At 42.0% G+C, this 23,175-nt stretch carries 23 protein-coding genes; 8 read left to right on the top strand and 15 right to left on the bottom strand.

What is annotated here, in order from left to right; all coding sequences use genetic code 11:
• Nucleotides 1-104: 104 nt before the first annotated feature.
• Complete coding sequence (fdxA, locus tag AB6D80_RS20520) at nucleotides 105-428, bottom strand: ferredoxin FdxA (RefSeq protein ID WP_050650887.1); 324 nt, start codon at nucleotides 426-428, stop codon at nucleotides 105-107.
• A gap of 258 nt (nucleotides 429-686) precedes the next feature.
• Between fdxA and AB6D80_RS20525 the strand changes: the two genes are divergently transcribed.
• On the top strand, nucleotides 687-2,318 hold the full coding sequence (locus tag AB6D80_RS20525; RefSeq protein WP_017098685.1) for an NAD(P)/FAD-dependent oxidoreductase: 1,632 nt from the start codon (nucleotides 687-689) through the stop codon (nucleotides 2,316-2,318).
• A gap of 232 nt (nucleotides 2,319-2,550) precedes the next feature.
• Here AB6D80_RS20525 and AB6D80_RS20530 read toward each other — a convergent pair whose 3' ends face one another.
• From AB6D80_RS20530 to bluB, 4 genes are all read right to left on the bottom strand, one after another.
• Entirely contained in the window at nucleotides 2,551-2,706 is a 156-nt protein-coding gene (locus tag AB6D80_RS20530; protein WP_372189444.1) for an HP1 family phage holin, read from the bottom strand.
• 144 nt (nucleotides 2,707-2,850) lie between these two features.
• On the bottom strand, nucleotides 2,851-3,561 hold the full coding sequence (locus AB6D80_RS20535; RefSeq protein WP_371704100.1) for a hypothetical protein: 711 nt from the start codon (nucleotides 3,559-3,561) through the stop codon (nucleotides 2,851-2,853).
• A 2-nt stretch (nucleotides 3,562-3,563) separates the two neighbouring features.
• A complete protein-coding gene (locus AB6D80_RS20540; RefSeq protein ID WP_371704098.1) occupies nucleotides 3,564-4,925 on the bottom strand; it encodes an AAA family ATPase in 1,362 nt (453 codons plus the stop codon).
• 660 nt (nucleotides 4,926-5,585) lie between these two features.
• Nucleotides 5,586-6,254: a 5,6-dimethylbenzimidazole synthase gene (gene bluB, locus AB6D80_RS20545; protein WP_371704096.1), complete on the bottom strand. Its 669-nt coding sequence runs from the start codon at nucleotides 6,252-6,254 to the stop codon at nucleotides 5,586-5,588.
• A 433-nt stretch (nucleotides 6,255-6,687) separates the two neighbouring features.
• Between bluB and AB6D80_RS20550 the strand changes: the two genes are divergently transcribed.
• The 3 genes from AB6D80_RS20550 to AB6D80_RS20560 all read left to right on the top strand — a co-directional run bounded on the left by AB6D80_RS20550 (nucleotide 6,688) and on the right by AB6D80_RS20560 (nucleotide 9,092).
• A complete protein-coding gene (locus AB6D80_RS20550) occupies nucleotides 6,688-7,887 on the top strand; it encodes a DEAD/DEAH box helicase (protein ID WP_004731773.1) in 1,200 nt (399 codons plus the stop codon).
• Nucleotides 7,888-7,996: 109 nt separating this feature from the next.
• Nucleotides 7,997-8,398 carry a PPC domain-containing DNA-binding protein gene (locus tag AB6D80_RS20555; RefSeq protein ID WP_372189447.1) on the top strand — a complete coding sequence of 134 codons (402 nt, stop codon included), beginning with the start codon at nucleotides 7,997-7,999 and terminating at the stop codon, nucleotides 8,396-8,398.
• Between the two features lie 70 nt (nucleotides 8,399-8,468).
• Nucleotides 8,469-9,092: a PolC-type DNA polymerase III gene (locus AB6D80_RS20560; RefSeq protein WP_017098680.1), complete on the top strand. Its 624-nt coding sequence runs from the start codon at nucleotides 8,469-8,471 to the stop codon at nucleotides 9,090-9,092.
• Nucleotides 9,093-9,174: 82 nt separating this feature from the next.
• Here AB6D80_RS20560 and AB6D80_RS20565 read toward each other — a convergent pair whose 3' ends face one another.
• Nucleotides 9,175-10,011: a DUF6279 family lipoprotein gene (locus tag AB6D80_RS20565; protein ID WP_371703122.1), complete on the bottom strand. Its 837-nt coding sequence runs from the start codon at nucleotides 10,009-10,011 to the stop codon at nucleotides 9,175-9,177.
• Nucleotides 10,012-10,272: 261 nt separating this feature from the next.
• Here AB6D80_RS20565 and AB6D80_RS20570 point away from each other — a divergent pair, with 261 nt between their 5' ends.
• Entirely contained in the window at nucleotides 10,273-10,446 is a 174-nt protein-coding gene (locus AB6D80_RS20570; protein WP_009844771.1) for a hypothetical protein, read from the top strand.
• A 140-nt stretch (nucleotides 10,447-10,586) separates the two neighbouring features.
• Here the strand turns inward: AB6D80_RS20570 and dbpA are convergent, their stop codons facing one another.
• The 3 genes from dbpA to AB6D80_RS20585 form a co-directional block, all read right to left on the bottom strand.
• The gene (dbpA, locus tag AB6D80_RS20575; protein ID WP_009844770.1) at nucleotides 10,587-11,966 is read right to left on the bottom strand and encodes an ATP-dependent RNA helicase DbpA; all 1,380 of its coding nucleotides are present in this window, start codon (nucleotides 11,964-11,966) and stop codon (nucleotides 10,587-10,589) included.
• Nucleotides 11,967-12,114: 148 nt separating this feature from the next.
• Nucleotides 12,115-13,023, bottom strand: a complete 909-nt coding sequence (locus tag AB6D80_RS20580) for an aldo/keto reductase family oxidoreductase (protein ID WP_371703124.1) — start codon at nucleotides 13,021-13,023, stop codon at nucleotides 12,115-12,117.
• A gap of 217 nt (nucleotides 13,024-13,240) precedes the next feature.
• The gene (locus tag AB6D80_RS20585) at nucleotides 13,241-13,834 is read right to left on the bottom strand and encodes a hypothetical protein (RefSeq protein ID WP_009844768.1); all 594 of its coding nucleotides are present in this window, start codon (nucleotides 13,832-13,834) and stop codon (nucleotides 13,241-13,243) included.
• A 221-nt stretch (nucleotides 13,835-14,055) separates the two neighbouring features.
• On the opposite strand from AB6D80_RS20585, the gene AB6D80_RS20590 reads away from it, so the two are divergent.
• Nucleotides 14,056-15,903: a M3 family metallopeptidase gene (locus tag AB6D80_RS20590; protein WP_371703126.1), complete on the top strand. Its 1,848-nt coding sequence runs from the start codon at nucleotides 14,056-14,058 to the stop codon at nucleotides 15,901-15,903.
• A gap of 94 nt (nucleotides 15,904-15,997) precedes the next feature.
• On the opposite strand, the gene AB6D80_RS20595 is transcribed toward AB6D80_RS20590, so the two are convergent.
• The 3 genes from AB6D80_RS20595 to AB6D80_RS20605 form a co-directional block, all read right to left on the bottom strand.
• Nucleotides 15,998-16,309 (bottom strand): hypothetical protein, encoded by a 312-nt coding sequence (locus AB6D80_RS20595; RefSeq protein WP_029222827.1) that lies wholly within the window; start codon nucleotides 16,307-16,309, stop codon nucleotides 15,998-16,000.
• Nucleotides 16,310-16,481: 172 nt separating this feature from the next.
• Complete coding sequence (locus AB6D80_RS20600) at nucleotides 16,482-17,522, bottom strand: hypothetical protein (RefSeq protein WP_009844765.1); 1,041 nt, start codon at nucleotides 17,520-17,522, stop codon at nucleotides 16,482-16,484.
• Between the two features lie 155 nt (nucleotides 17,523-17,677).
• Nucleotides 17,678-18,550, bottom strand: a complete 873-nt coding sequence (locus AB6D80_RS20605) for a DUF3187 family protein (RefSeq protein WP_371703128.1) — start codon at nucleotides 18,548-18,550, stop codon at nucleotides 17,678-17,680.
• Nucleotides 18,551-18,854: 304 nt separating this feature from the next.
• On the opposite strand from AB6D80_RS20605, the gene AB6D80_RS20610 reads away from it, so the two are divergent.
• Complete coding sequence (locus AB6D80_RS20610; protein WP_371703129.1) at nucleotides 18,855-19,649, top strand: response regulator transcription factor; 795 nt, start codon at nucleotides 18,855-18,857, stop codon at nucleotides 19,647-19,649.
• A 111-nt stretch (nucleotides 19,650-19,760) separates the two neighbouring features.
• Here the strand turns inward: AB6D80_RS20610 and AB6D80_RS20615 are convergent, their stop codons facing one another.
• Together AB6D80_RS20615 and AB6D80_RS20620 are read right to left on the bottom strand one after the other, a co-directional pair.
• Nucleotides 19,761-20,594 (bottom strand): RecX family transcriptional regulator, encoded by an 834-nt coding sequence (locus AB6D80_RS20615; protein WP_012601008.1) that lies wholly within the window; start codon nucleotides 20,592-20,594, stop codon nucleotides 19,761-19,763.
• 181 nt (nucleotides 20,595-20,775) lie between these two features.
• Nucleotides 20,776-22,380: a mechanosensitive ion channel family protein gene (locus tag AB6D80_RS20620; RefSeq protein ID WP_017099775.1), complete on the bottom strand. Its 1,605-nt coding sequence runs from the start codon at nucleotides 22,378-22,380 to the stop codon at nucleotides 20,776-20,778.
• A 252-nt stretch (nucleotides 22,381-22,632) separates the two neighbouring features.
• Between AB6D80_RS20620 and AB6D80_RS20625 the strand changes: the two genes are divergently transcribed.
• Nucleotides 22,633-22,881 carry a hypothetical protein gene (locus AB6D80_RS20625; protein WP_009844760.1) on the top strand — a complete coding sequence of 83 codons (249 nt, stop codon included), beginning with the start codon at nucleotides 22,633-22,635 and terminating at the stop codon, nucleotides 22,879-22,881.
• 71 nt (nucleotides 22,882-22,952) lie between these two features.
• Here AB6D80_RS20625 and AB6D80_RS20630 read toward each other — a convergent pair.
• On the bottom strand, nucleotides 22,953-23,175 hold a 223-nt coding region (locus AB6D80_RS20630), incomplete at its 5' end, for a transposase (protein WP_372189449.1).

Raw genomic sequence — 23,175 nt, forward strand, 5'->3', positions numbered from 1 at the left:
CTTCTTGAAGATAAAAGCGGCTTTCCCCGGAAAGCCGCGATGAACCTTAAAAAAGGCGTATTGATTAAATCAGTACGCCTTTTTATTTAAGTTCTTTTCAACAATTACTTTTCTAGCATTGCCAATTTATCAGCGACACCATTCCACTTTTCAGCTTCATCCATTGGTGCTTTGACTTCCGTTTGCACAGGCCAGATTTCGGCAAGCTCGGCATTCACTTCAATAAAGATCTTTTGATCTTCTGGCAGTTCATCTTCTTGGAAGATCGCTTGAGCGTCGCATTCAGGTACACACAAACCACAATCAATGCATTCGATTGGGTTGATTACCATGAAATTCGGGCCTTCATGGAACGCATCTGCGGGGCATACCGCCACACAGTCTGTGTATTTACATTGAATACAGTTATCGCCTACGACAAATGCCATGATGCTCTGCTCTATAAGTTAGTCAAAATTGAAGAATGGAGGATAATACTCATCCCAAGGCAAAATTCAACATCATACGGCTCTAATATCGTGTCTATTTGCTCCATGTTTCCAAATTAGTATGACAGATAAATCAATTTCTCGTAAAATGCGCGCCATTGTGAGCTTACTGCTTCTTTGAAACCTCGGCTTTTACATTCAGCTTTACAGGTTCAATAAACGGTCTAGCTAAGACACCTATAAAGACGAGACATCGAAATGATACGTTTAACCGAAATTAAACTCCCTCTAGACCACGAAGAATCAGCCATTCAAGACGCTATTGAAGCGAAGCTTGGCATTAATTCTGATCAGGTACTTTCTTTTAATATCTTTAAACGTGGCTACGATGCTCGTAAGAAATCAAAAATCTTACTTATCTACACGCTTGATGTTCTCGTTGAAAACGAAGCTGAGTTGTTAGAACAATTCATTAGCGACCCGCACGTAAAAGTGACTCCTGATATGGAGTACAAGTTTGTTGCTAAAGCGGTTGAGAACCAAACTGAGCGCCCTGTGGTTATCGGTTTTGGCCCTTGTGGTCTATTCGCTGGCCTAGTGCTTGCTCAAATGGGTTTCAACCCAATCATCGTTGAGCGTGGCAAAGAAGTTCGTGAACGTACGAAAGATACCTTTGGTTTCTGGCGTAAGCGTACTCTGAACACTGAATCAAACGTACAGTTTGGTGAAGGTGGCGCAGGTACATTCTCTGACGGTAAGCTATACAGCCAAGTTAAAGATCCAAAGCACTACGGCCGTAAGGTAATCGAAGAATTCGTAGCTGCTGGCGCACCAGAAGAAATTCTATACGTAAGTAAGCCACACATCGGTACCTTTAAACTGGTTACCATGATCGAGAAGATGCGTGCTTCTATCATTGAGCTAGGTGGCGAAATCCGTTTCAGCACTCGTGTAGACGACGTTCATATGGAAGATGGTCAAATCACTGGCCTAACACTTTCTAACGGTGAAGAGATCAAATCTCGTCACGTAGTACTGGCTGTTGGCCACAGTGCTCGTGATACGTTTGAAATGCTGCACGAACGTGGCGTTTACATGGAAGCTAAGCCTTTCTCTGTTGGTTTCCGTATCGAACATAAGCAAGCGATGATCGATGAAGCTCGCTTCGGTAAAAACGCAGGTAATCCTATCTTAGGTGCAGCGGACTACAAATTAGTTCACCACTGTAAAAATGGCCGCACTGTATACAGCTTCTGTATGTGCCCGGGTGGTACTGTGGTTGCAGCGACTTCTGAAGAAGGCCGCGTAGTAACCAACGGCATGAGCCAATACTCTCGTGCAGAACGTAACGCAAACAGTGCCATCGTTGTGGGTATCGACCCAGAGCGTGATTACCCAGGTGACGCACTAGCAGGTATCCGCTTACAACGTGAATTAGAAAGTGCCGCTTATGTTCTAGGTGGCGAGAACTACGACGCCCCTGCACAGAAAATCGGTGACTTCCTGAAAGGTCGCGATCCAAGTGAAATCGGTGAAGTAAAACCATCATTCACACCGGGTATCCACCTAACTGATATTTCAAAAGCGCTGCCTGATTTTGCTATCGAAGCAATTCGTGAAGCAATCCCAGCGTTCGAGAAGAAGATCAAAGGCTTCTCTACGCCAGATGGTCTACTAACAGGTGTTGAGACTCGTACGTCTTCTCCTGTCTGCATCAAACGTGGCAAAGACTACCAAAGCATCAACCTTAAGGGCTTCTTCCCTGCTGGTGAAGGCGCAGGCTACGCGGGTGGTATCCTATCTGCTGGTATCGATGGTATTAAGGCTGCGGAAGCGCTGGCACTGTCTATGGTAGAACAGAACCAAGCTGAGAAGATTGAGATCGCTTAGACTCTTTCGATAAACCAAAGCTAAATAACGGTCAGCCAAAACTAAAAATCCAGTGCCTTGTAGACACTGGATTTTTTATTGCATACGGATTATCTAGATTTACTCGGTATCGACGGGCTTTACTTACAAGTGTTTTTTGACCAGTTCACACCATCATTTGAACACTCAAACAGACTTGTCCCATTCTGGTAGTAATAACCTCTAGTCCAGTTCCCTTGGGAATATTTAGACGTTATCGTCTGAGTATAATGCTGCGGTTGGTGAAGTAAGTAACAAACACCATCACCACACCAATCACCGCCGCCCATTCTTGGATGCTGAATGCCCCAGTAAGAGCCAGTAAGCCACTAGTGAGATATGAAGAGGATGAACTGAGTTTATCTTGCATATTACTCCCACAAAAAAGCACCCGACTTTCACAATGGAAAGGGGTGCTTTATCAGTTATAAACGGTAGAAACGAAAAAAAACCGCCGAGTGAGCGAGGTTTTCTATTGTTTTATACGGCCTCATTAAGATCGAGAAGTCAATGGTTACCAATCATCATCCTCATCAACATTCCAGTCTGCAGCCAAAAGTGACCCAATAAAAATATCTAAACTAGGGTCTATATTCTCTAGTTTTCTAAACTCTTTTGGCTTTCTAAAAGCCTTTGTCAATGTTGCGTAATTTTTCCCGCTTTTATCGCACGTGAGCTTACTTTTTGGGTGTTCAGTTTTCAAGCAATTATCTAACTTAGTCCAGCAATCCAAGCTTCGTTCTCTGACATTCCGTTTTTTTGTATAATATTTAAAAATCCAACATTCGATAGAATGTACACTTATCGCAAATATGATTTTATCAGAGACATTAGAAAAAGAAGTATTCGCATTTTCGTCAATTACCCGGCTTAACGCTTCAGTAACTATCTCAACAATCTCCTGACATCCAACCTGTGCCCCCTTTTCTCCTTGCAAATCCACATCAAATTTTTCTGGGTGACATATATCAGTATCAATCTGAACTATTAGTTGATCATGTGCATTTAAATCCTCTACAAAATCATCATTTTTTAGATACGATATTAAATTGGTCCAACTTCCCCAGTATCCACGGCCTCCCTCATCACTTGCATCTTGATGTGGCTGTACAAACCTTATGTCCCTTTCTGCTAACTCGATTTTCTGACTTTTAAAAAAACCCAACAACATATTCTGAAGCGTTTGCTGATCAGTGACACCTTCAGCTGCGATAGCAATATCCAACTCTAAAACTCCTTAGGAAGACCACCAAAATAGCCACGCAAGAATGCTTCGGAGAGTTTCAATGGTTTCCCATCAGCTCTGGATAAATTCTTCTTAGACGAAATCGTTTTCTGTACAGTATGACCCGTTTCAGTATCTCTAGAGACAACTATTAATTTATTGCTACTCTTCTTTATATCAAACCCATCTAAAATAGCTGGGTTATGGGTTGTTAAAAAGACTTGTTTATCATTAGCTTCAGCAAGCTTGGTGATGATCTCCATAAGCTTTATACATAACCTAGGGTTTAATGATGCATCAATGTTATCTATTGCAAATACCTTTGGAGTTTCATCAGAAACAAGTAAAGAGACATAAAATAGTATAAATAGAAATCCTTCATTTGCACTGCGCTGATCAAACAAATCTTTTACATATTTATCTTTTATGTAAACTTTATCTTCAGAACTCGAAAGTCGTTCAGGGATTGTTACTGAGTCATACCAACCAAACAACCCTAGAACTTTATTGATCGTCTCCATGGCTGATTTATCTTTACTCAAGGACTTTAGAAGCTTGAGTAAACCCTCACCACATGTCCCAAGTGGCTCTACCTGTTTTTCTTTGTAGAAGTTTCTTAGAGCTGTGTTTTCCGGTGAATAAATTAAAAAATCTTTAATTTTTTCTTTTTCATGCTCTAACAGTTGTCTTACCGCTTTCTGATTCTTAGCCTCAATTACAGTCTCATCACTTGGAGCAAGATTTTGAGCTTTTGTTACAAACTCTTCAGTAGAAACGCTCTTACTGAGCTCTTTTAGTAGAGCGTTGTCTTCATATTCGTTTGCTGATTTCTTTACATCTTCCAAATCTATTTTTATTTCGTTGCTTTTAACAAGGTCAAAGAATTGTGCCATTACATCTGACAAAGATATTACAGAATCTGTGATCTCCTCGTTTAATATCTTCTTTCGCTTGCCATCTCTCTGATAGGAGCTTACTGAGTCACTTTTGAATCGGATATATGAAGAATCTTCCATATGAGGAGTGATTGTATATCTACTACTTGGGAGTTCTGACACTTTACAATTTTTTTGATTATCGCCAGAAAAGAACATTTCAACTTCAATAGACTGAGATTTTTGATCATCTTCAAGCTCAATAAAGTTTGATACCATCAGATCACTATCATCTATAATTCTTACGCCACGGGATACTAGCTCTGATTTCTTTAATGAGCTGTCTTCTGTTGCACTAGATAATGCAATGGCTTCAAGTATGTTACTTTTCCCACAACCATTTTCACCAATAATGAGATTTACTCTACCTAACTTGAGTTTCATATTAACGATAGATTTATAGTTTTTTATTCTAAGAGCTTCAATCATTAAACTTTTATTCCTCACACAAGAATGATATGAACCTAAACACTTAATAATAGGAAGTATTATTAAGTTCCAATCCATACTTCTTTTACAAGTACTACTTAAACACACACGTATAAATAGTAAATAAATTATCTCTACCATCTTACCGCAACAGCTTCAAAACTCCACCTGTTTCAACCGAACTTAGAAGAGATATACTCTATTGAGCTTCGGCCAGGCAACTTTTACACGAATCTCTGCCTAAAAGTTCAGAGCTTCAACTTATCTTAACGTATCTGGACGAGAAAACCGACATCACACCATATTCCCTCTACTCTAACTACCTTTCAAAAACAACCTTACCAGCTATGCCGAAGCTTCCAATACATTCGCAACACTTTCTTCTTGTTTATACCTACCCAGCAACGTCAAAGCCGCTGCACTGCGCTTATCCACCAAAGCGCTTATCAACTTACCTAAAGTAGATTCGTATTTCTTAAAGCGTGAGAAGGTAACGGGTAAGGTTTGACAGAAGTAAGCGAAGGGAGTTTATTGAGTCCAGTCAATACGCTGCGAGAATCCGCTACCGACATAATGGAAATCGCTTGAATCTAGGTCGATGATCGCTTAATCATTCAGTTGCATTTCAAATACAGATATCAGAAAATTTGATGAAGCCAATTACTTTCCATCAGCCACTAACTGCTCTGCATTCCACTTCCCTTCATGAATCGCTGATTTGACGTCCCTTCTTGGTAACCAACCCATGGTTTCGAGTTCTGGTTTATCTTTGAAGTGATCAACGTAACCAATACACAGGTACGCCACGATATCGATGTTTTCTGGGATATCTAATGCGTCTCGCAATGTTGAGTCATGCAGGATACTCACCCAACCTAACCCTAGGTTTTCGGCTCTTGCTGCGAGCCATAGGTTTTGAACCGCACACACGGTGCTGTACAGATCCATCTCTTGCTTGATGGTTCTGCCTAACACGACCTTTCCGGTTCGATTACGGTCGCAAGTCACGCAGATTCCGATAGGTGATTCGACGATGCCTTCAAGCTTTAGACGCTTATACATCGCCTGTTTTTCATCGGTGAACATTTCCGCGGATTCGGCATGAGCCTGATTAAAACCGGTTTTGATTTGTTGCTTGGTTTCGATATCACGGACAACGACAAAATCCCAAGGTTGCATAAAACCGACACTGGGAGCATGGTGCGCTGCGGTTAGTACACGCATCAAAACGTCTTCTGGGATCTCATCAGGAAGAAACTGACCACGAACATCTCGGCGAGAAAAAATCGTTTTATATACTGCATCGCGTTCATTCGGCGTAATTTCCATACATCCCTGTCTTATCGTCGTCTTATTGAGTCAGTATTATCCAACTAAAGTGTCTATGTTGCTAGGGCGTGCTGACCTTTCGTGGTTAAATTTTGTTCGAGATAAAAGCGTTTTAATCGCGGCGAGGGAGAAGTAGCCTAGTCATTCTAAGCAAATCTCCCTCAACAAAGAGTAAGACGCTTTTAGCCGAACCCTTCGGGCAGCGTTTGCTGGTCATTTCTACTACGTTATCAGCTTTTCATGTAGGCTAGCTACACATCAAAGCCTCTGCCTTGTATAAATACCCAGCAACTCGCTGCAAAAATTAGCTCGAAAGATCAACATGCCCTAGTAGTACACAAGCAACATGGTAGAATGCCGCCATTAATCTTATCCTTGTATAAGATTGTTGAACCTTTCCATCGCTATTTAGCCAAATCATACCGAGAAACTTATGCCATTTTCCAAGCTTGGATTAAGCTCACCTATTGTTAAAGCCGTTGCAAAACAAGGCTATGAAAAGCCAACCTCTATTCAAGAAAAAGCAATTCCGATTGTACTTTCTGGTAAGAACCTTATTGCTGCTGCACAAACAGGTACAGGTAAAACTGCGAGCTTTGTTCTCCCTATCTTAGAAATGCTAAGTAAAGGTGAAACACAACGTAAAAAACGTATTCGTGCTGTTATTCTGACACCAACTCGCGAACTTGCAATTCAGGTTGAACAGAACATTACTAAGTACGCGAAGTTCCTAAACCTGACATCATTAGCGATGTACGGTGGCGTGTCTTACCAGCACCAGAAAGACCGCTTGATCGAAGGCGTCGACATTCTTGTGGCAACACCAGGTCGTTTGATCGATATGTACGGACAACGTGCCGTTCACTTTGATGAAGTTGAAGTTCTGGTTCTTGATGAGGCCGACCGCATGCTAGACATGGGTTTCATCGAAGACATCAACAAGATCATCGCGCGTTTGCCACAAAACATTCAAAACCTGTTGTTCTCAGCAACGCTATCAACGCCAGTTCGTGCGCTAGCGAAAAGCGCAATCAGTGAAGCGGAAGAGATTTCAATTGCCAAAACTGACGCTTCTAAAGCGAACATTGAGCAATGGTTGGTAACCGTCGATAAAGACCGCAAATCTGCGCTATTAAGCCACATGATCACTGACGGTGAATGGGACCAAGCGCTTATCTTTATCGAGACCAAACACGGCGCGGCTAAGCTAGTTGCCCAACTTGAAAAACGTGGCATCCAAGCTGAAGCTTTCCACAGTGGACGTAGCCAAGCGATTCGTGAAAAGATTCTGGCTGACTTTAAGAAAGGTCGTCTAAAATATCTAGTTGCAACGGGTGTTGCTGCTCGTGGTATCGATATCGATAACCTAAGCCGCGTAGTCAACTACGACATCCCATTCCCAGCGGACGACTATGTTCACCGTATTGGTCGTACAGGCCGTGCTGATGCGTCTGGTGAAGCGATCTCTTTCCTATCGAAAGACAACTTCAAGAACCTGTGCATTATCGAAAAACGTCTTGGTCACTTGATTGAGCGTCGCGTTGTTGAAGGTTTCGAACCACGCAAAGAAGTGCCAATTTCAGTATTGAACTTCGTTCCTAAAAAGAAAAGAGACCTGCAGCAACCTGAGTAATTTCAGGTTTAGAAAATGCGAAAATCGCGTTAGCCAAAACAAAAATAAGACGAAGCCCAATGTGGCTTCGTTTTGTTCTTTGAAATACAAATAAAGTTGAGGCAATAAAATGATCACCCCTATCGTAACGAGATTAACTAGAGGCCAAGATCTAAAACTTGAACTCCAAAAGCTTGCGACAGCGCACAATATCTCAGCGGGCTCTGTCGCGTCTTGTGTCGGGTGTGTTTCTCAACTCAATATTCGTCTGGCTAATGCAAACAACACCAAGCTAATTATAGATCCGTTCGAAATTGTGTCACTTATGGCGACGCTAACCCCGAACCACCAGCATGTTCACCTATCCGTTGCTGATGAAAATGGCAATGTGATTGGTGGGCATCTGCTTGAGGGAACGATTATCGCCACCACCGCTGAATTAATTGTGCACCGTTACGATACTTTGACCTTCAACAGAGAGCATGATGATACGACGGGTTACACTGAGCTCACTATCAGCAGTAACACATAATAGCTTCACTGATAGCAGCACCAAACGCCTCATATAAAGCGATACCACCCAATAGTAATTAGGAAACACGATGGCTCCAAACTCCGCAGACTCCGTTATCGTTCTCGATTTCGAAACCACAGGCTTATCACCAAACATGGGTGACCGAGCGATTGAAATCGGTGCGGTTAAATTAGTTAACGGCGAAGTCGTCGACACCTTTCAGCAACTCATGAACCCAGGGTTTCGTGTTAGTGGATTCATTGAAAGCTATACCGGAATCAGTAACCGTATGTTAAGCACAGCGGCCAGTTGCAGTGAAGTGATGGATGAGTTTGCAGACTTTATCCAAGGCAGCCAACTTGTTGCTCACAATGCATCGTTTGATAAGCGCTTTCTCGATGCGGAATTAGACTTTATTGGCCGAGACTACACAGGCAAGTTCGCTTGCTCAATGTTGATTGCTCGCCGCCTAATCCAAGATGCGCCGACTCATAAGCTAGGCGACCTTGTGCGCTTTAAGAATATCGACAACGACGGTACTTTCCACAGAGCGTTAGCCGATTCAGAAATGACAGCACGGTTGTGGTTATTGATGATTGATGAGCTTCAAAGTGACCACGGCATTCAACAGCCGAGTTTTCAACTGATGCAGAAAATATCTAAGACCGCTAAAGGCTCTATTCCAAAGCTGCTGATGAGCAACAGAAATTAAATATCTAAACTCTCTCCCCTTCAAGTTTGATTGACAGGCTAGTCACGTGGATAACTACTAGCCTTTAGAACGAAAGAAGACTCTACTCCTGCAGTGATTCAAATGTTCCTTTAAGGCTTGCTAATTCACCCATGAAATAAGCCCACTGCTTATTAGTGCTGCTTTCTACGATATCGACTAAAAAATTGGCTGATGTCTGCATGTTCTTGTTAAGCTCAGGCTCAAGTCCTTCAGGGTAATAAGCTTCATTGTTCAGAAGCAGGTTCATAATAATCGGCTGAGCTATATCTAAGTCGCTTTTCTTTTCTATCAGTGTCGATAAATCTTGGTAGGTATTATTTTGATATTGGCGCCAGTTATCGTTGGTATTTACCCATTCTTGAGACCAAGTTGAAATAATCTGCTTTTGCTCTTTCGATACCGTCCCTAGCCATCGCTCTAACCGATCTTCAATTCGACTTCGATAACGTTCTCTCGAATCTTCATCATTCAATGATAATCTTTCTTCGTAATATTCTTGCTGCTTTTCCCTAAAGTTCTTTAAGAATTCCTTATCTTGTTTAAGGTTAAACTGCATGCTTAACGCGTAAATATCGGGAGAGAACTTACTAACGATTGAGCGAATATGTTCTTTAATTTGGTCACTTTGTTCAGTGATAAAAGCAGAACTCATATCAGAACGATCTGTGTTTAAGATCACTTCTAATTGCGATATATACAGCGGCAGTTGAGTTTCTTTATGCCATTGCTGTAATAAATCGAGGCGCTCTTCGAGCTCGGATTCTTGACTATTCGATAGAGAAACAAAGTCTTCAATATAGCTAACGACAAACCAGCTTATATTGTTATAGGCAAATTTAGTCCCGCAGCCAGAGAATAGAAAACAGCTTAATAAGACTAACCAACGACACTTTCTCATTACACCCTCTCACAACATTTTACTCAACAACGAACCTCAAGACGATCTTATAACATTAGCTACAAAATCGGGTTCTCGTAAAAACTTTCGGATAAATTGAGACTCAGACTTGCTAATCTAACTATTTCGGCAAATGATTAAACTAAAAATAATTAATGGCAGTGATGTAACTTGATTTTTATTGCTCATTTGACGCAATACGAACCCTATAAATGAGTTGGGTTGGCGTATTTCAAATGATTGATATTTGGGAGGGGAGCTATGGCCGCTATTCCTGATCATCCAAGCGATTTAGAATATGAGCTTTGTTATTTTGACGATGGTTCAATAACCACAATCACGATATTGGTTCACAATCGAAAGGAAGCGATGACTTGGTATCTTAGCGAGGGAAAACATATCAACGATCTTTATTCGATAAGACCCGATGAATAATGCTTTGGTATAGAGAACTAGGTCGATAAACCTAAGAGAGTAAACTTGAGTGGCATTTTGTGGAACACCCTTTACTGCAATGTCATTAAGTAACAATCTCGTTAATTAGACATATCGCAGCAAAGGGATTCAGTCTCGAATTATTTCAGAATTCGGGCGCGGAATTGACGACCCTTCATTTTACCTGATTCGATTTTACCTAATGCTTTCTTAGCCATTGATCTTTCTACAGCAACGTAAGCACGCATCGCGAACAAGTTGATCTTACCTACTGATTTACCATCAATACCGCCTTGGCCTGTCAACGCACCAAGGATATCACCTGCGCGAAGTTTCGCTTTCTTACCACCATCAATCTGGATCGTTACCATGTTTGAGTAGTACGGCTTAGCAATTGGTTTAGCTGGTAACTGAGACGGTTCGATTGGCATATCCATGTACTCATCAATTTGAGCAACACGGTGCATCTCTTTTTCGCTAAAGAAGCTGATAGCGACGCCTTTACTTCCTGCTCGTCCAGTACGACCGATGCGGTGTACGTGAACTTCAGGATCGCGAGACAACTCAAAGTTGAACACAGCATCTAGGTTATCAACATCAAGACCACGAGCAGCAACATCTGTTGCAACCAAGATAGAGATGGTTTTATTTGAGAACTGAACCAAAGCTTGGTCACGTTCACGCTGTTCCATGTCGCCATGAAGCTCAATAACACTGAAGCCACGGTGGCTTAGCTCGTCGTTTACGTTCTGTACTTCTTTCTTAGTATTACAGAACACAACCGCTGACTCTGGTTGATGATGAAGAAGCATTAGCTCTAGTGCGTCATCACGAGCTTCAGTACCTTCAACCTTATAAAAGTGTTGCTGGATGCTTGAGTGATCGTGTGTTGATTCAACCTTCACCATTTCAGGGTTATTCATGATGCGGTCTGCAACAGATTTAATCTGTTTAGGGAAAGTTGCACTGAACAATAACGTTTGACGATCTTTTGGTGCTGCTTCAATAACAGCATCTAGTGCATCTTGGAAACCCATTTCCAGCATGCGGTCGGCTTCATCTAACACAAGTGTGTTCAACTCAGACAGGTCAATGCGGTCTCTCTCTAGGTGGTCGAGGATACGACCAGGAGTGCCCACAAGAATGTGTGCGCCATGCTCTAATGAACCAATTTGTGGGCCCATTGGCATACCGCCACATAGTGTCAGCACTTTAATATTGTGAATACCACGAGCAAGAGTACGGATCTCTTTTGCTACTTGGTCTGCTAGCTCACGAGTCGGACATAACACTAAAGACTGAACACGGAAACGCTTAACGCGTAGGTTTTGCAGCACGCCTAAACCAAAAGCAGCTGTTTTACCTGAACCCGTTTTACCCTGACCGATAACATCCTTGCCATCCAGAATAGTAGGAAGACTTAACGCTTGAATAGGCGTCATTTCAGTATAACCAAGAGAATCTAACGTATTTAGAAGCTCTGGCTTAAGGGCGATTGAAGAGAATTTTGAAGTGCTCAATGGAAATATCCAACTGGTGAAAAACAGAGTGCATTATGAGTGTTTTTGAAAATTATTCCACCTTAATCACAGTTTTGAAGAAATAGGTTAGGCGAACACAAAAAAGCCAGCTTTGTTGGCTGGCTTATCGTCATTTTCGAATTACTTCTTATGGCACACCGTGACCTTTTGAGGCAACCCAAACGCGATACCATTGCTCGCGCGTCAGTTCGATTTTCAGTGCATCAACGGCCGTTTTCACACGCTCAATCTTACCGGAACCAATAATAGTAATCGGATTAGAGGGTAATCGACGAACCCAAGCGTAAATTACTTGGTCAATACTATCTGCACCCACTTCTTGGCGAATGGCTTCTAGTTCATCACGAACACGAATCGCTTGTGCTGAAGCGCCACTAAAGATGCTACCACCACCGAGACAAGACCACGCCATTGGACGAATACGGTTCATCTGCAGTTGATCTAGCGTGCCATCATGAGCCACTTCGAAGTTCAATGGGTTGATTTCAACTTGGTTCGTCACCAGTGGCTTACCTAGCCGTGATTGCAGTAAGTCGAACTGACGCGGTGAAAAGTTAGAGACACCGAAGTGCTTAACTTTACCTACCTTATGTAGTTCAGCGAACGCTTCTGCCACTTCATCCGCGTCCATCAATACGTCAGGGCGATGAATCAGTAATACATCAAGTTCGGTTACACCCAAACGCTCTAGAGAGTTATTTACTGATTGGTAAATATGGTGCGCGCTGGTGTCATAGTGATTGATCTTGCGATCTGGAGTGTGGTCACCACACAAGTTGATGTCGCACTTGGTGACGATTTGAATATCATCTCGAAGGCTCGGCTCAAGCGCTAATGCTTCACCAAACAACTTTTCACATTGGTAGTTACCGTAAATGTCCGCGTGATCAACCGTTGTGATGCCAAGATCAATGTGCTGCTTTAGGAAAGTCAGACGTTGTTGCGGGGTCATACCCCACTCAGCTGTACGCCAGTATCCTTGCACCAGCTCAGAAAGTTCTGGGCCTTGTGGCGCTACCGTTACTTTTGCAACCATGGGTTGTCTCCTTTATCAATACTGAACGTATCCTAAGCTCGTTTTACCGAAGGCTCAACGTATAACAAATGGCAAAGGTAAACGCTTACTAAAAATGTGAGAGCCACAGAAAAACGAACACTTAAATGAATTATAACTTGCTGTCTGCCCGTGAGCCGTTCTCCTGAAAGGCTTGTTTACTCTGATGAGTGACGAAACCATCTATAAATTTGAGCAATTAAAAGCGATTTAGTTCAACCGTTAAGTTGTCACCATCACTATGTAACTGAATCCAAGGGGCTGAAGAACTAGAAGAAGATGAGGAAGAGCTAGGCACATTCCATACACTCATTTGCTCAGAGGAATGATGTGGTGAGTTGATGAATTCTACGAGTTGTTTATCTACCTTGTCGTAACCAACTCCCTCACGTTTCGCTTGTTCGAGTTGAGCGACGACATCAAAATCATCCTCTCCAATGCGAATTGAACTGAGAGCAAAGCCATCTTGACGAAGATATGCCTGAAGCTTTGTGTAACTTAGGTTCGAATATGGCAGATTAAGGCGAACCACTTCGACGCTTGAGTCACCCAACTCCAGTTCAACATAAACATCCAAATCGTAATATTGGGTTAAGTCACTGCACAACAGAGTGCCTTCAACTTCGCCACAATCCATAAGATCGATATCGTTAATATAGTTTTGAGAACTCGGTTGAGTTGGGTTGCTATTGAATACCGTCCGTAACCACCAGCTTTCACTCGCCTGCGCAGAAAATGAAAGGGTATTCAGAGTCAATAACAAAGGCAGGATTAAGCTAGGAAGAGTTCTCATTATTTGTGCTTATTTCACGCGGTATGGAGCGTGCATTATACGTGACCAATCAACAAACAACTGCTCGATTTACATCTATAAAACTAAAAATATTGCTCAACGATAAGATTAACAAACTTGATACTAAGAAGAGTTGCACTCTGTTATATCTGTCGTCACACAATACACCCCATGAATGTGTCATAATGTTGAAATTAATGAATAATTTACAAGGAACGTCCATGACTGCAACGAACTATCTCAACCAATTGAACCAAAAGTATCTTGCGACTCATAAAGCGAAAGAAGACTTCTTTTGGGATACTTATATGGGGATCAGTGATGACCATGATGGCTCGACACTCGCGCAGACCCAATGGACTGAATTTCTTAGCTCTGCCGAGCAAATTGCTGCTATCGAAACGCAGCTAGCTACTATCGAAGAAATTCAAGACCCTCAAGAAAAAGAGAGCACGCTAACAGGCTTGAATGGTTGGTTAGCGACCTTTAGATCTCACGCTATTGAGTCTGAGCAGTCACAGAAGCTTAAAGCCGAACTCATAAAGTTTGAGGCTGAACTGTTTGAGAAAAAACAGAATCATGTAATGACTTACGTGAATGAAGCGGGCGACGACACTGAAGGGTCGTTACCGGTTCTAGGTTCAACAATAAGAACCAATAGTAATGAAAAAGTTAGGCTTTCAGCTCACCAAACACTACTAGGTTTAGAGCAGTGGCTGCTGGCTAACGGCTTCATTGAACTCATCAAAAAACGCAACCAGTTTGCTCAATCGCTGGGTTTCAAAACCTTTTTTGACTATTCCGTCGTTAAAACCGAGCAGATGACAACTGAGCAACTGTTTACAATTCTGGATGACTTTGAAGTTCGCACGCGAGATAACCATCAACAAAGCCTAGAGAGCTTAACTCAGAAAAAAGGTCAGAGCGCTCTAGAAGCCCATAATTTCACCTACTCTTTTGCAGGTGACGTCATGAATGACTTAGACCCTTATGTTCCATTTTCAAAGTCACTAAGGCGTTGGGTTGAGTCTTTTGGTCGTCTTAATATCGAATACTCACAAGCAACATTGAAATTAGATTTGCTTGATCGTAAAGGAAAGTATCCAAACGGTTTCTGTCATGGGCCAGTTCCTTCTTTCTACGATCAAGATACTTGGGTAGCTGCACAGGTCAACTTCACGAGCAACGCCAAGCCCGACCAAATCGGCAGCGGTTATGATGGTATCAATACGCTGTTTCACGAGGGCGGCCACGCTGCACATTTCGCTAATGTTAAAATGAATGCGCCTTGTTTCTCTCAAGAATTTGCACCAACATCGATGGCTTATGCCGAAACTCAATCCATGTTCTGTGACAGCTTATTGAATGACGCCGATTGGCTAAAACAATATGCCCTGGATTCAGAAGGCCAAGCAGTACCTGATGAGCTAATCAAAGCCATCATAGATAACAAACAACCGTTCAGAGCCTACCAAGAACGAAGCATTCTTGTTGTTCCCTATTTCGAACGAGCACTTTACGAATTGGCGGATGAAGATCTGACACCTGAAAAGATCACTGCTCTTGCTCGTAGCAGTGAGAACACGATTCTTGGATTGGCTTGTAGCCCTCGCCCATTAATGGCGATCCCTCATCTATTGTCGGATGAAGCCTCTTGCGCATATCAGGGTTACTTATTAGCTCATATGGCCGTGTATCAAACTCGTGCATATTTCACCGATAAGTTTGGTTACTTAACGGATAACCCGGAGATCGGCCCTTTGTTAGCTAAGCACTATTGGCACCAAGGAAATAGCGTGAATCATAATGGGACAATCGAAAGCCTGACTGGGGAAGGTTTTAATGCCAAGTACCTCGCTGACGAGTGCAACTTATCGCCAGAAGAAGCTTGGGCTATTGAAGATCAAAAAATCAAACAGCTGTCGACAAGAGAACGAGCACCCGTCGCTGATTTGAATGCGAAGATATCAATCGTTGATGGGACAACCGAGTTGGCGAATAATGATAAGTCAAACCATCAGATGTGTGATGAGTTTGAACACTTTATCGTTGGGCAATACGGCCGATAGCGGGTGCTGAGCATCTGTAACCAAGGTTGAACCAAAAAACTCAAACGAAAAAAAGGACGATATTTAATCGTCCTTTTTATTTACAGCATCGACCCTACACAGTGACACAATTTAAACGAGATTGAACATCAAAAATAATGTCGACAGAATCAAGGCTTCTTAGTGATTTCCTATGAATACCACATATCTGCCCTGTCAAAACAATATAAAACTTTTCTGTTTTGAGTAAATTCCAAGCTTCATCAAGAGATTCAGCATAAACCTTGTTCTTGAGATCTTGCGGGCGAGTACCTGCAACTCTTCCATGTTTACGCGCCAATTCAAATAATCCATTTCGATTCGGTTTACATGTAAACAGAGTGTCATTTCCGTAAATAACACCCTTGGCAGTAATGCTCTTAACCATTACATTCTCCAGATTATCATTCCACTCATAACACTGAGTACCAAACCACATATCGGTTGGATACTTAAACGGCAAAACGAAGAGAACATGGTGTAACGACCGGGCATGCGACACACCATAGCAATCAGATTTAAAGTTCTTAAGCTCTCAAAGCTATTAAGCTATTAAGAGCTTAGAAGTAGTAGTAAGCTGCTGCGAATACGTGTGTTTCTTCGTCGTACTGTGCGCTAGTTGAACCCATGCGTGCACCATCAATATCTTGTTTGATATCAATACCCATGTCAGCGTTGTCTGCAATACGGTACATTGCCGCGATGTTGATGTAAGAAGCATCTACGTCCGCTTGGCCATCAAGTTCATTGCTGTTAGAGGCGTAACCAGCTGCAATTGTTAGGTCTTCAGAAACCGCGTAACCACCTGAAACGTAGTAACCCGTGTCTTTCTCAGAATCTGCGTCATCAATCCAAGAGTTCATACCTAGTGTTAGGTCACCAATTTTTACGTTACCAGTTACCGTGTAAACTTCGTAATTAGCTTCGTAATCACGGTTTTCGTAACCTGCGTATAGGTTGAATACCTCTTGCTCTAGACCGATGTAGCCGTTCACACCTTTGTCGAACTTATCATTGTTACGAGAATCTTTCGTTTCGAAGTAAGAGATACCGTAAGCGATACCGCTTGTTGCACCCTGGAACTTAACAACATTGAAGCCGTCAGAAGCATCACCAGCAGAAGCGCCAAACTCGTAAGTGTTATCACCAGCACCGTCAACTTTATCTAGTGCTGTATCATTTTCCCAACCGAATGAAGCGATACCGAAACCAGTGTCAAAACCAAGCCAAGCTTTGTCTACATCAGCAGCAGGGCCAGTATCGATGCCATTTGTCCACTTGTAGTTAACTGAATCATTCGCTGAAACGTTATTGTCTGTTGTGTAGTTCACCATCAAGTCTGTTTCGAAGTAACCAACAATACGGTTGTTACGGTAGTTTACTGCAAGTGTTAGGCCTGTAGCCCAGTCATCGTAGAATGCTTTAGAACCAGTGTCGTAGTAACCGCCAACACCCATAGCACCAGATACTGAGAATTGATCTTTATGCATTGAATCAAATGCGAACATGTCTTCATTTTGGCTGTTTTGGCTGCTTGTATTTACCGCGAAAGCTGAACTTGAAATGCTTGCAATCGCAAGTGCTACTAATGTCTTTTTCATAATAACCACTACCTATATATTGATTCGGCCTTGTTAGTCCGGCCTTTTGGAGTAGCGCTATTGTTCAAAAATTTGTGTTGTGGATATACCGTAAAACTACTGGAATTTTATCGTTGCGATGAATTTAATTACATAATGATATATTGATATTACTTTTATATTGAGAAGCGCAACCCAATCGTAAACCCAATATCAGTGCTGTTATCCATATTGCGAATATTCTCTGTCATCAAGGCTTCTAAACTAAACCTATTGAATCGGTACCTATAACCTAGCACCACTTCATTAGACGGCTCTGAAAAATCTGGTTCATCCGTTGCCCACCCTTGATAATTTAAAGACTCAACTAACAAACTGTGCCGAGCATTAAACATATACTCATACCCTAATGCCCAACTTGCGCTGAACCCCTCTAAACTAACTAAGTAGTCATCACCGTTACGGTGAACCAAACCTACCGTTGAAAAAAAGTTATGCCTTAAGGTGATAAAGCTGTAGTTAAGTTGGACGCCTTGTTCGAAGCTAGTTCTGGCAAACCGGCCACTTTTTACGTTGTTGTAAAATAAAGAGCCACCAGCAGAGAGCGACATCGGCCCTCTAGAATGCAACAGAAGCTCATTGTAAAAAGTCAGCGCATTGGTTAAATCATCCCCCTCAAAATCAGACACATGAACCCCTGCATGATTAAAATCCATGGTGAACTGATCTTCAGCCACTTCATCACGGCCATTTTGTCCAATACCAAACAGATCGTGAAAACCCATCACAAAACTGTCTAAACCATTATCTTTTGCAGTCACAACTCGATAATCCAGCTCGGTTTTCCAAATTGGAGATGCTTGCCACTCAATCGCAATATTTGACTGGTTTTGATAATAGTCGAGCGAATACGCACTCGTGTGTGCCCATATACTGGCTTGGGTATAAGAGGACTTGAACTCAATAGTCCCCACCCTTTTGGGCTGAGCAGAACGAAGTTGTGTTGAAAGCACATTTGAATGAATAGGTGACTGCGCATAGACAAACATTGGGGATGCGTTCGCGCTTGCAGTAGGATGAAAAAAAGTCAGTATCGAGACTGAAATACTCAGTAACGCCCTTAAACTTATCACAGTGTTTACTCGGTTGTATAAATGCCCGATTTTATTAAAAAACACCGTTCAATTAATGCAGTAGATCTACCGCTTATCATCCTAACATTTAGATTAAAGAGTTATAAAAAAACGAAAATTAGAACCTCTCGAAAATGTAAACATCTTATCTTGCACTGTGCTTTACGAACGCATAGTCTTCGGGATATTAACCTGATGAATATATTGATAGAGGAAAGGTATGTCGGCTACTAACCTAAATTTTGAACAATTGTTGATGAAGCAATCAACGACTCTCATCAATAGCGATCCTAAGTGTTTTCAAGCTACTTGGTCAGAAGCGAGCTTTGACGTACTCGATTGGTTTGGGATGGATCGTTTAACACTCTACCCTAACTCAATGGTCTTACTGGAAGACGGAAAGACTTGTTCAGTATCGAAAGCGAACATACCTCCGGTTAATAAACAGAGTCTCATTGGTGGCAACTATCTTGATTATCTAAAGCTGCTAAAGACCAAAAAAACTTATCTCGCGTTTTCGAAAGACGACCTTGAGAACACTCAGAATTACGTATTAAAGCAGTTATACAAAGAAGGGGGCCGATGGCACTGCATCATTCCTTTGCAACTCTTTAACCAACGCTGGGGAGCACTGTCTTTTACTAACTTTCACGACAACGATACCACTTTCGCTCTCGAAGACATCCAGCGCTTAAAATTAGTCTGTGAGCTTTGGCTCTGTTATTGGCAGCACTCAACGCTAGCCAGAACATTAAAGCAAAATGAGAATAGGCTAGAAGATGACAGTGACAAATTACTCTTACTCACCAAGAAGCAGACCAAAGTGTTGGCCCTTATTGCTCAAGGCCTAAGTGCAAAAGAGTGTGCGGAACAGCTCCATCTAAGCTCTCGAACTATAGAATCGCATAAGTACAGAATGCTTGGGTTGCTCGATTTGAACAACCACAATGACCTCCTTCAGTTCGCGTTGCGTAATGGGTTAGGTATTACAGAAAACCTGCACACAACGCGTTAAAGCAATCTATTGACCCTGTAAATCATTCTGTGTTCGGTGACCTTCAGCTCTTTATATCTGAAGGTTCTGTATTTCTGAAAGTTCTATATTTCTTGAGTTTAAGGACACTGGCTACTCGTTACCTTCACTCAGAGCAAATTTAATTTCATCCGACGAAAAGCCTTTTCGACTTAGCATCGCGTAAGCCTTAGAGCGTTCTTTATGATCGTTTAGGTCATAAGACTTCTTCTGCAACTGTTCTAAACACGAAGAGTAAAAATCCAGTTGCTCTTCGTTAATTAACCGATCGACCAATTGTGGCAATTCGCTCGTGTCTATTTGTCGCTGTCTAAGCTCTTGCTGAATAGCAGTCAAGCCTTTGCCTTTACGAGCATACTTAAGCACTTCTTTTTCCAAATCGGCTTTCTCTGCCTTAATTTGAATATTACTCTTCAGTTCATGCGCTTGTGGGTGCTGGTCAATCGCTACCTTAACTTGTTGATAGCTAAAACCACGCTTTTGCAGCGTCGCAACCAGCTTTTCACGACTCATGGTAAAGCTTGTGTAGTAATGGTTGATTCGGTCTATCAAGATAGTTTGTTCATCAATAGACTTTTCGAAAGACACCTTATGGATAGCATCAGAAATCACTGAGTCCGTCAGGCCCTTCTTTTTCAGCTTTTCGACAATATATCGAGAACCAAATTCACCCGAGAATGCTTGTTCCACAAATTGTTCAGCAAACACTTGGTCAGACTTGAGATACCCAAAGCCTTTCAGGGTACCCAAAGTTTCATCAATCCATTCTTGATTGTCGGTTTTCACTTTGAGCTTCGCTACCAACTCACTTTCTGTCATATCTCTCTGAGTTAAATGCCACATCGCAGAGTTCATGACGCTTTCGATTCGCGTCGCTTTTCTTACCGTTGTATTTCTACCATTCGTTTTTTGCTGTGAATCATCCATTCGATTTCAACTGTCCAAACTAAGCCTACCCCATCATAACGTAATTCTAAGGTGGTTGAGTTACCTAAAAGAGTGAAGCTCAATATAAACTGACAGCCAATAAAAATGGACGCTTATTCAGCGTCCATTTGATATCACATTAAGTAGAAATCGACCTTAAGCCGTACTTAGTTTTTTTGGATTAGCTCTCTTCGTGATTGTAAACATGTACATCACGTTGAGGGAATGGAATCGTGATGCCCTCTTCATCGAAGCGTTTCTTCACGGTTTCCGTCACATCCCAATACACTTCCCAGTAGTCATCTGTCTTAACCCAAGGTCTTACAACAAAATCAACTGAAGACGTATTCAAGGTGTGAAGCTTGATCATATGCTCTGGTTTTTTCAACACTAGAGGGTGAGCAAGAATGATGTCGTTCAATACCGATTTTGCTTTATCGATATCATCTGAGTAACCGATACCAAAAACCATATCAACACGTCTCACACGCTCTGCTGTGATGTTGTTGATCACGTCACCCCAGATCTTGTTGTTTGGGATCACCAAGCGTTGGTTATCGATGGTTTGAACGGTTGTCGATACTAAGCTCATGTCTTTTACAGTGCCTTGAACACCAGCGACTTTGACCATGTCGCCAACATCGTACGGACGGTAGATCAAGATCATCAAGCCCGATGCAAAGTTAGACAGCGTATCTTGCAATGCAAAACCAATGATGACACCCGCAACACCGAAACCCGTTAATAGTGGTGCTAGCTCAATCCCTATTTGAGACAGGGCGATCAGCAAACCAACAAACACGACCGCTTTAGATGCAATTGATACAAAGAAGTCCTGCATCAATACACTGAAGTCCATTTTAGAGTGCGAAACACTCTTACGAACGGTTTTACGAGCCACATTAGCAATAAGGCGAGTTACATACAAAATACCGAGGAAAAGCGCGAGTTTAACGATAAATGAAGGGGTATTTTCAAAAGCCCATGAACTGAATGAACGAAGCCAACCATCCAACAACTCCAGTGCAACATCAACATCCAATACATCAGCGTTAATGTCGCCGGTGGTCGCTAATAGAATACGCTTGTACGAGGTGACATCCACACCAAATGGCACCATCATGGAGATACTTTTCTCTAAGCTGGCAACCATAACGCTGGTTCGTTCTCTGAAACGTATTAATTCAGTTTTTATCGTCGCCTTTTCTTCTTCACTCACAAAAGACAAACGGCGCTCTAAATCTTGACGCTGCGTGTCTGTGTAGAGAATCGCATTTGTCAGATATTGCGAACGAGAAACTAGTGCGGTTTTTAACTGACTTTCCGCAGCCGATACATCAACGCCTCGATCTTTTGACCAACTTAAGGTCTTAGAAAGTTGCTGATAGTAGTCATCCATCATTCCGATACGTTTTTGAATCAACAATTCAAGACGCTTTTTTGCATCCCCTTCAGCCGAACGGTTGTCTTTGCTCATAGAGACAATTTTAACTTCGTTCAATGACAGTAAATGCTGTAAAAGCTCTACTTGCTGGGCAAGAACAGCGTCTAAGCCTTGCTTCTTATCAGATGATAATTGGGAGGATATCTCTTTGCGTAGTGCTTGGTTCTTTCTTCGCAATATGTCTTCTAGAAACGGCTTTTCAGCATCGTGCGCTGTTTCTAATGTAGCGAGGTCCAGCATTAGCTGGTCTTGTACTTCTGCTATTTTATCGACGCTTTGCGCAAAACTTCCAAATGCGACAAACGCCAACATTAACAATAGACAACGCCAAACCTTCATCATACTAATTCCTATTATTGTCTAAATTGACCCTATAAATAGTAGTAAAAAGAAGATGGATAACAAGCATTTAAACGTATGTTGTGTTAAAACTTTGCAAATTATCAGCCTGTATCTAATATTTGAGAGTTCCAATCCCCTCTTATGACCTGTAGAGTACGCAACCAACAAAGAACAACAGCCAATATCATCATTTAGGTGCATGTACTAAATCGCCTTAAATCCTATGTTGGCTCACAGCAAAAGAGCATAAAAATGAACAACGAACTTGATGTTATTGAGTCTCTAGAAGAGCTAGAGCAATTCCTAATTTCAGTAGAAGCAGGGGGCTTAGGTCTTGAAGACGTTGAAGGCGTAGGTATGGCTACCAATAATTCTGATGGTCGTCATTTCGTTGCAGTATTCAACAGCAGTCACAAGGTTTTACTCGCTCGCTGGATCACTAAAGAAATCTTTGAAAATGGTAAAGACCTTGTGCGCAACGGTCCTCGCCGTTCTCACTAAACCTTTCCAATAGCACCAATGGTTAAAGCCCAATACGTCCTGAAGTGACCCCGTAAAGTTGGACATTTCTGTTAAGCGGCTTTCAAGGCCTGAGTTCGATATTCTATCGGAGTCAGGCCTTTTAGTTTCACTTTTATACGTTTGTTATTGTAGTACTCGATGTATTCTTTAATTTGCTCTATCAGAGCATCTGCATCTTCAAAGCTTTGGTTGTGATACATCTCGGTTTTGAGTAAAGCAAAAAAGTTTTCAGCAACCGCATTATCCAAGCAGTTACCTTTTCTCGACATGCTT

Source organism: Vibrio sp. 10N.247.310.17 (assembly GCF_041466605.1).
GTDB classification, from domain to species: domain Bacteria; phylum Pseudomonadota; class Gammaproteobacteria; order Enterobacterales; family Vibrionaceae; genus Vibrio; species Vibrio tasmaniensis_A.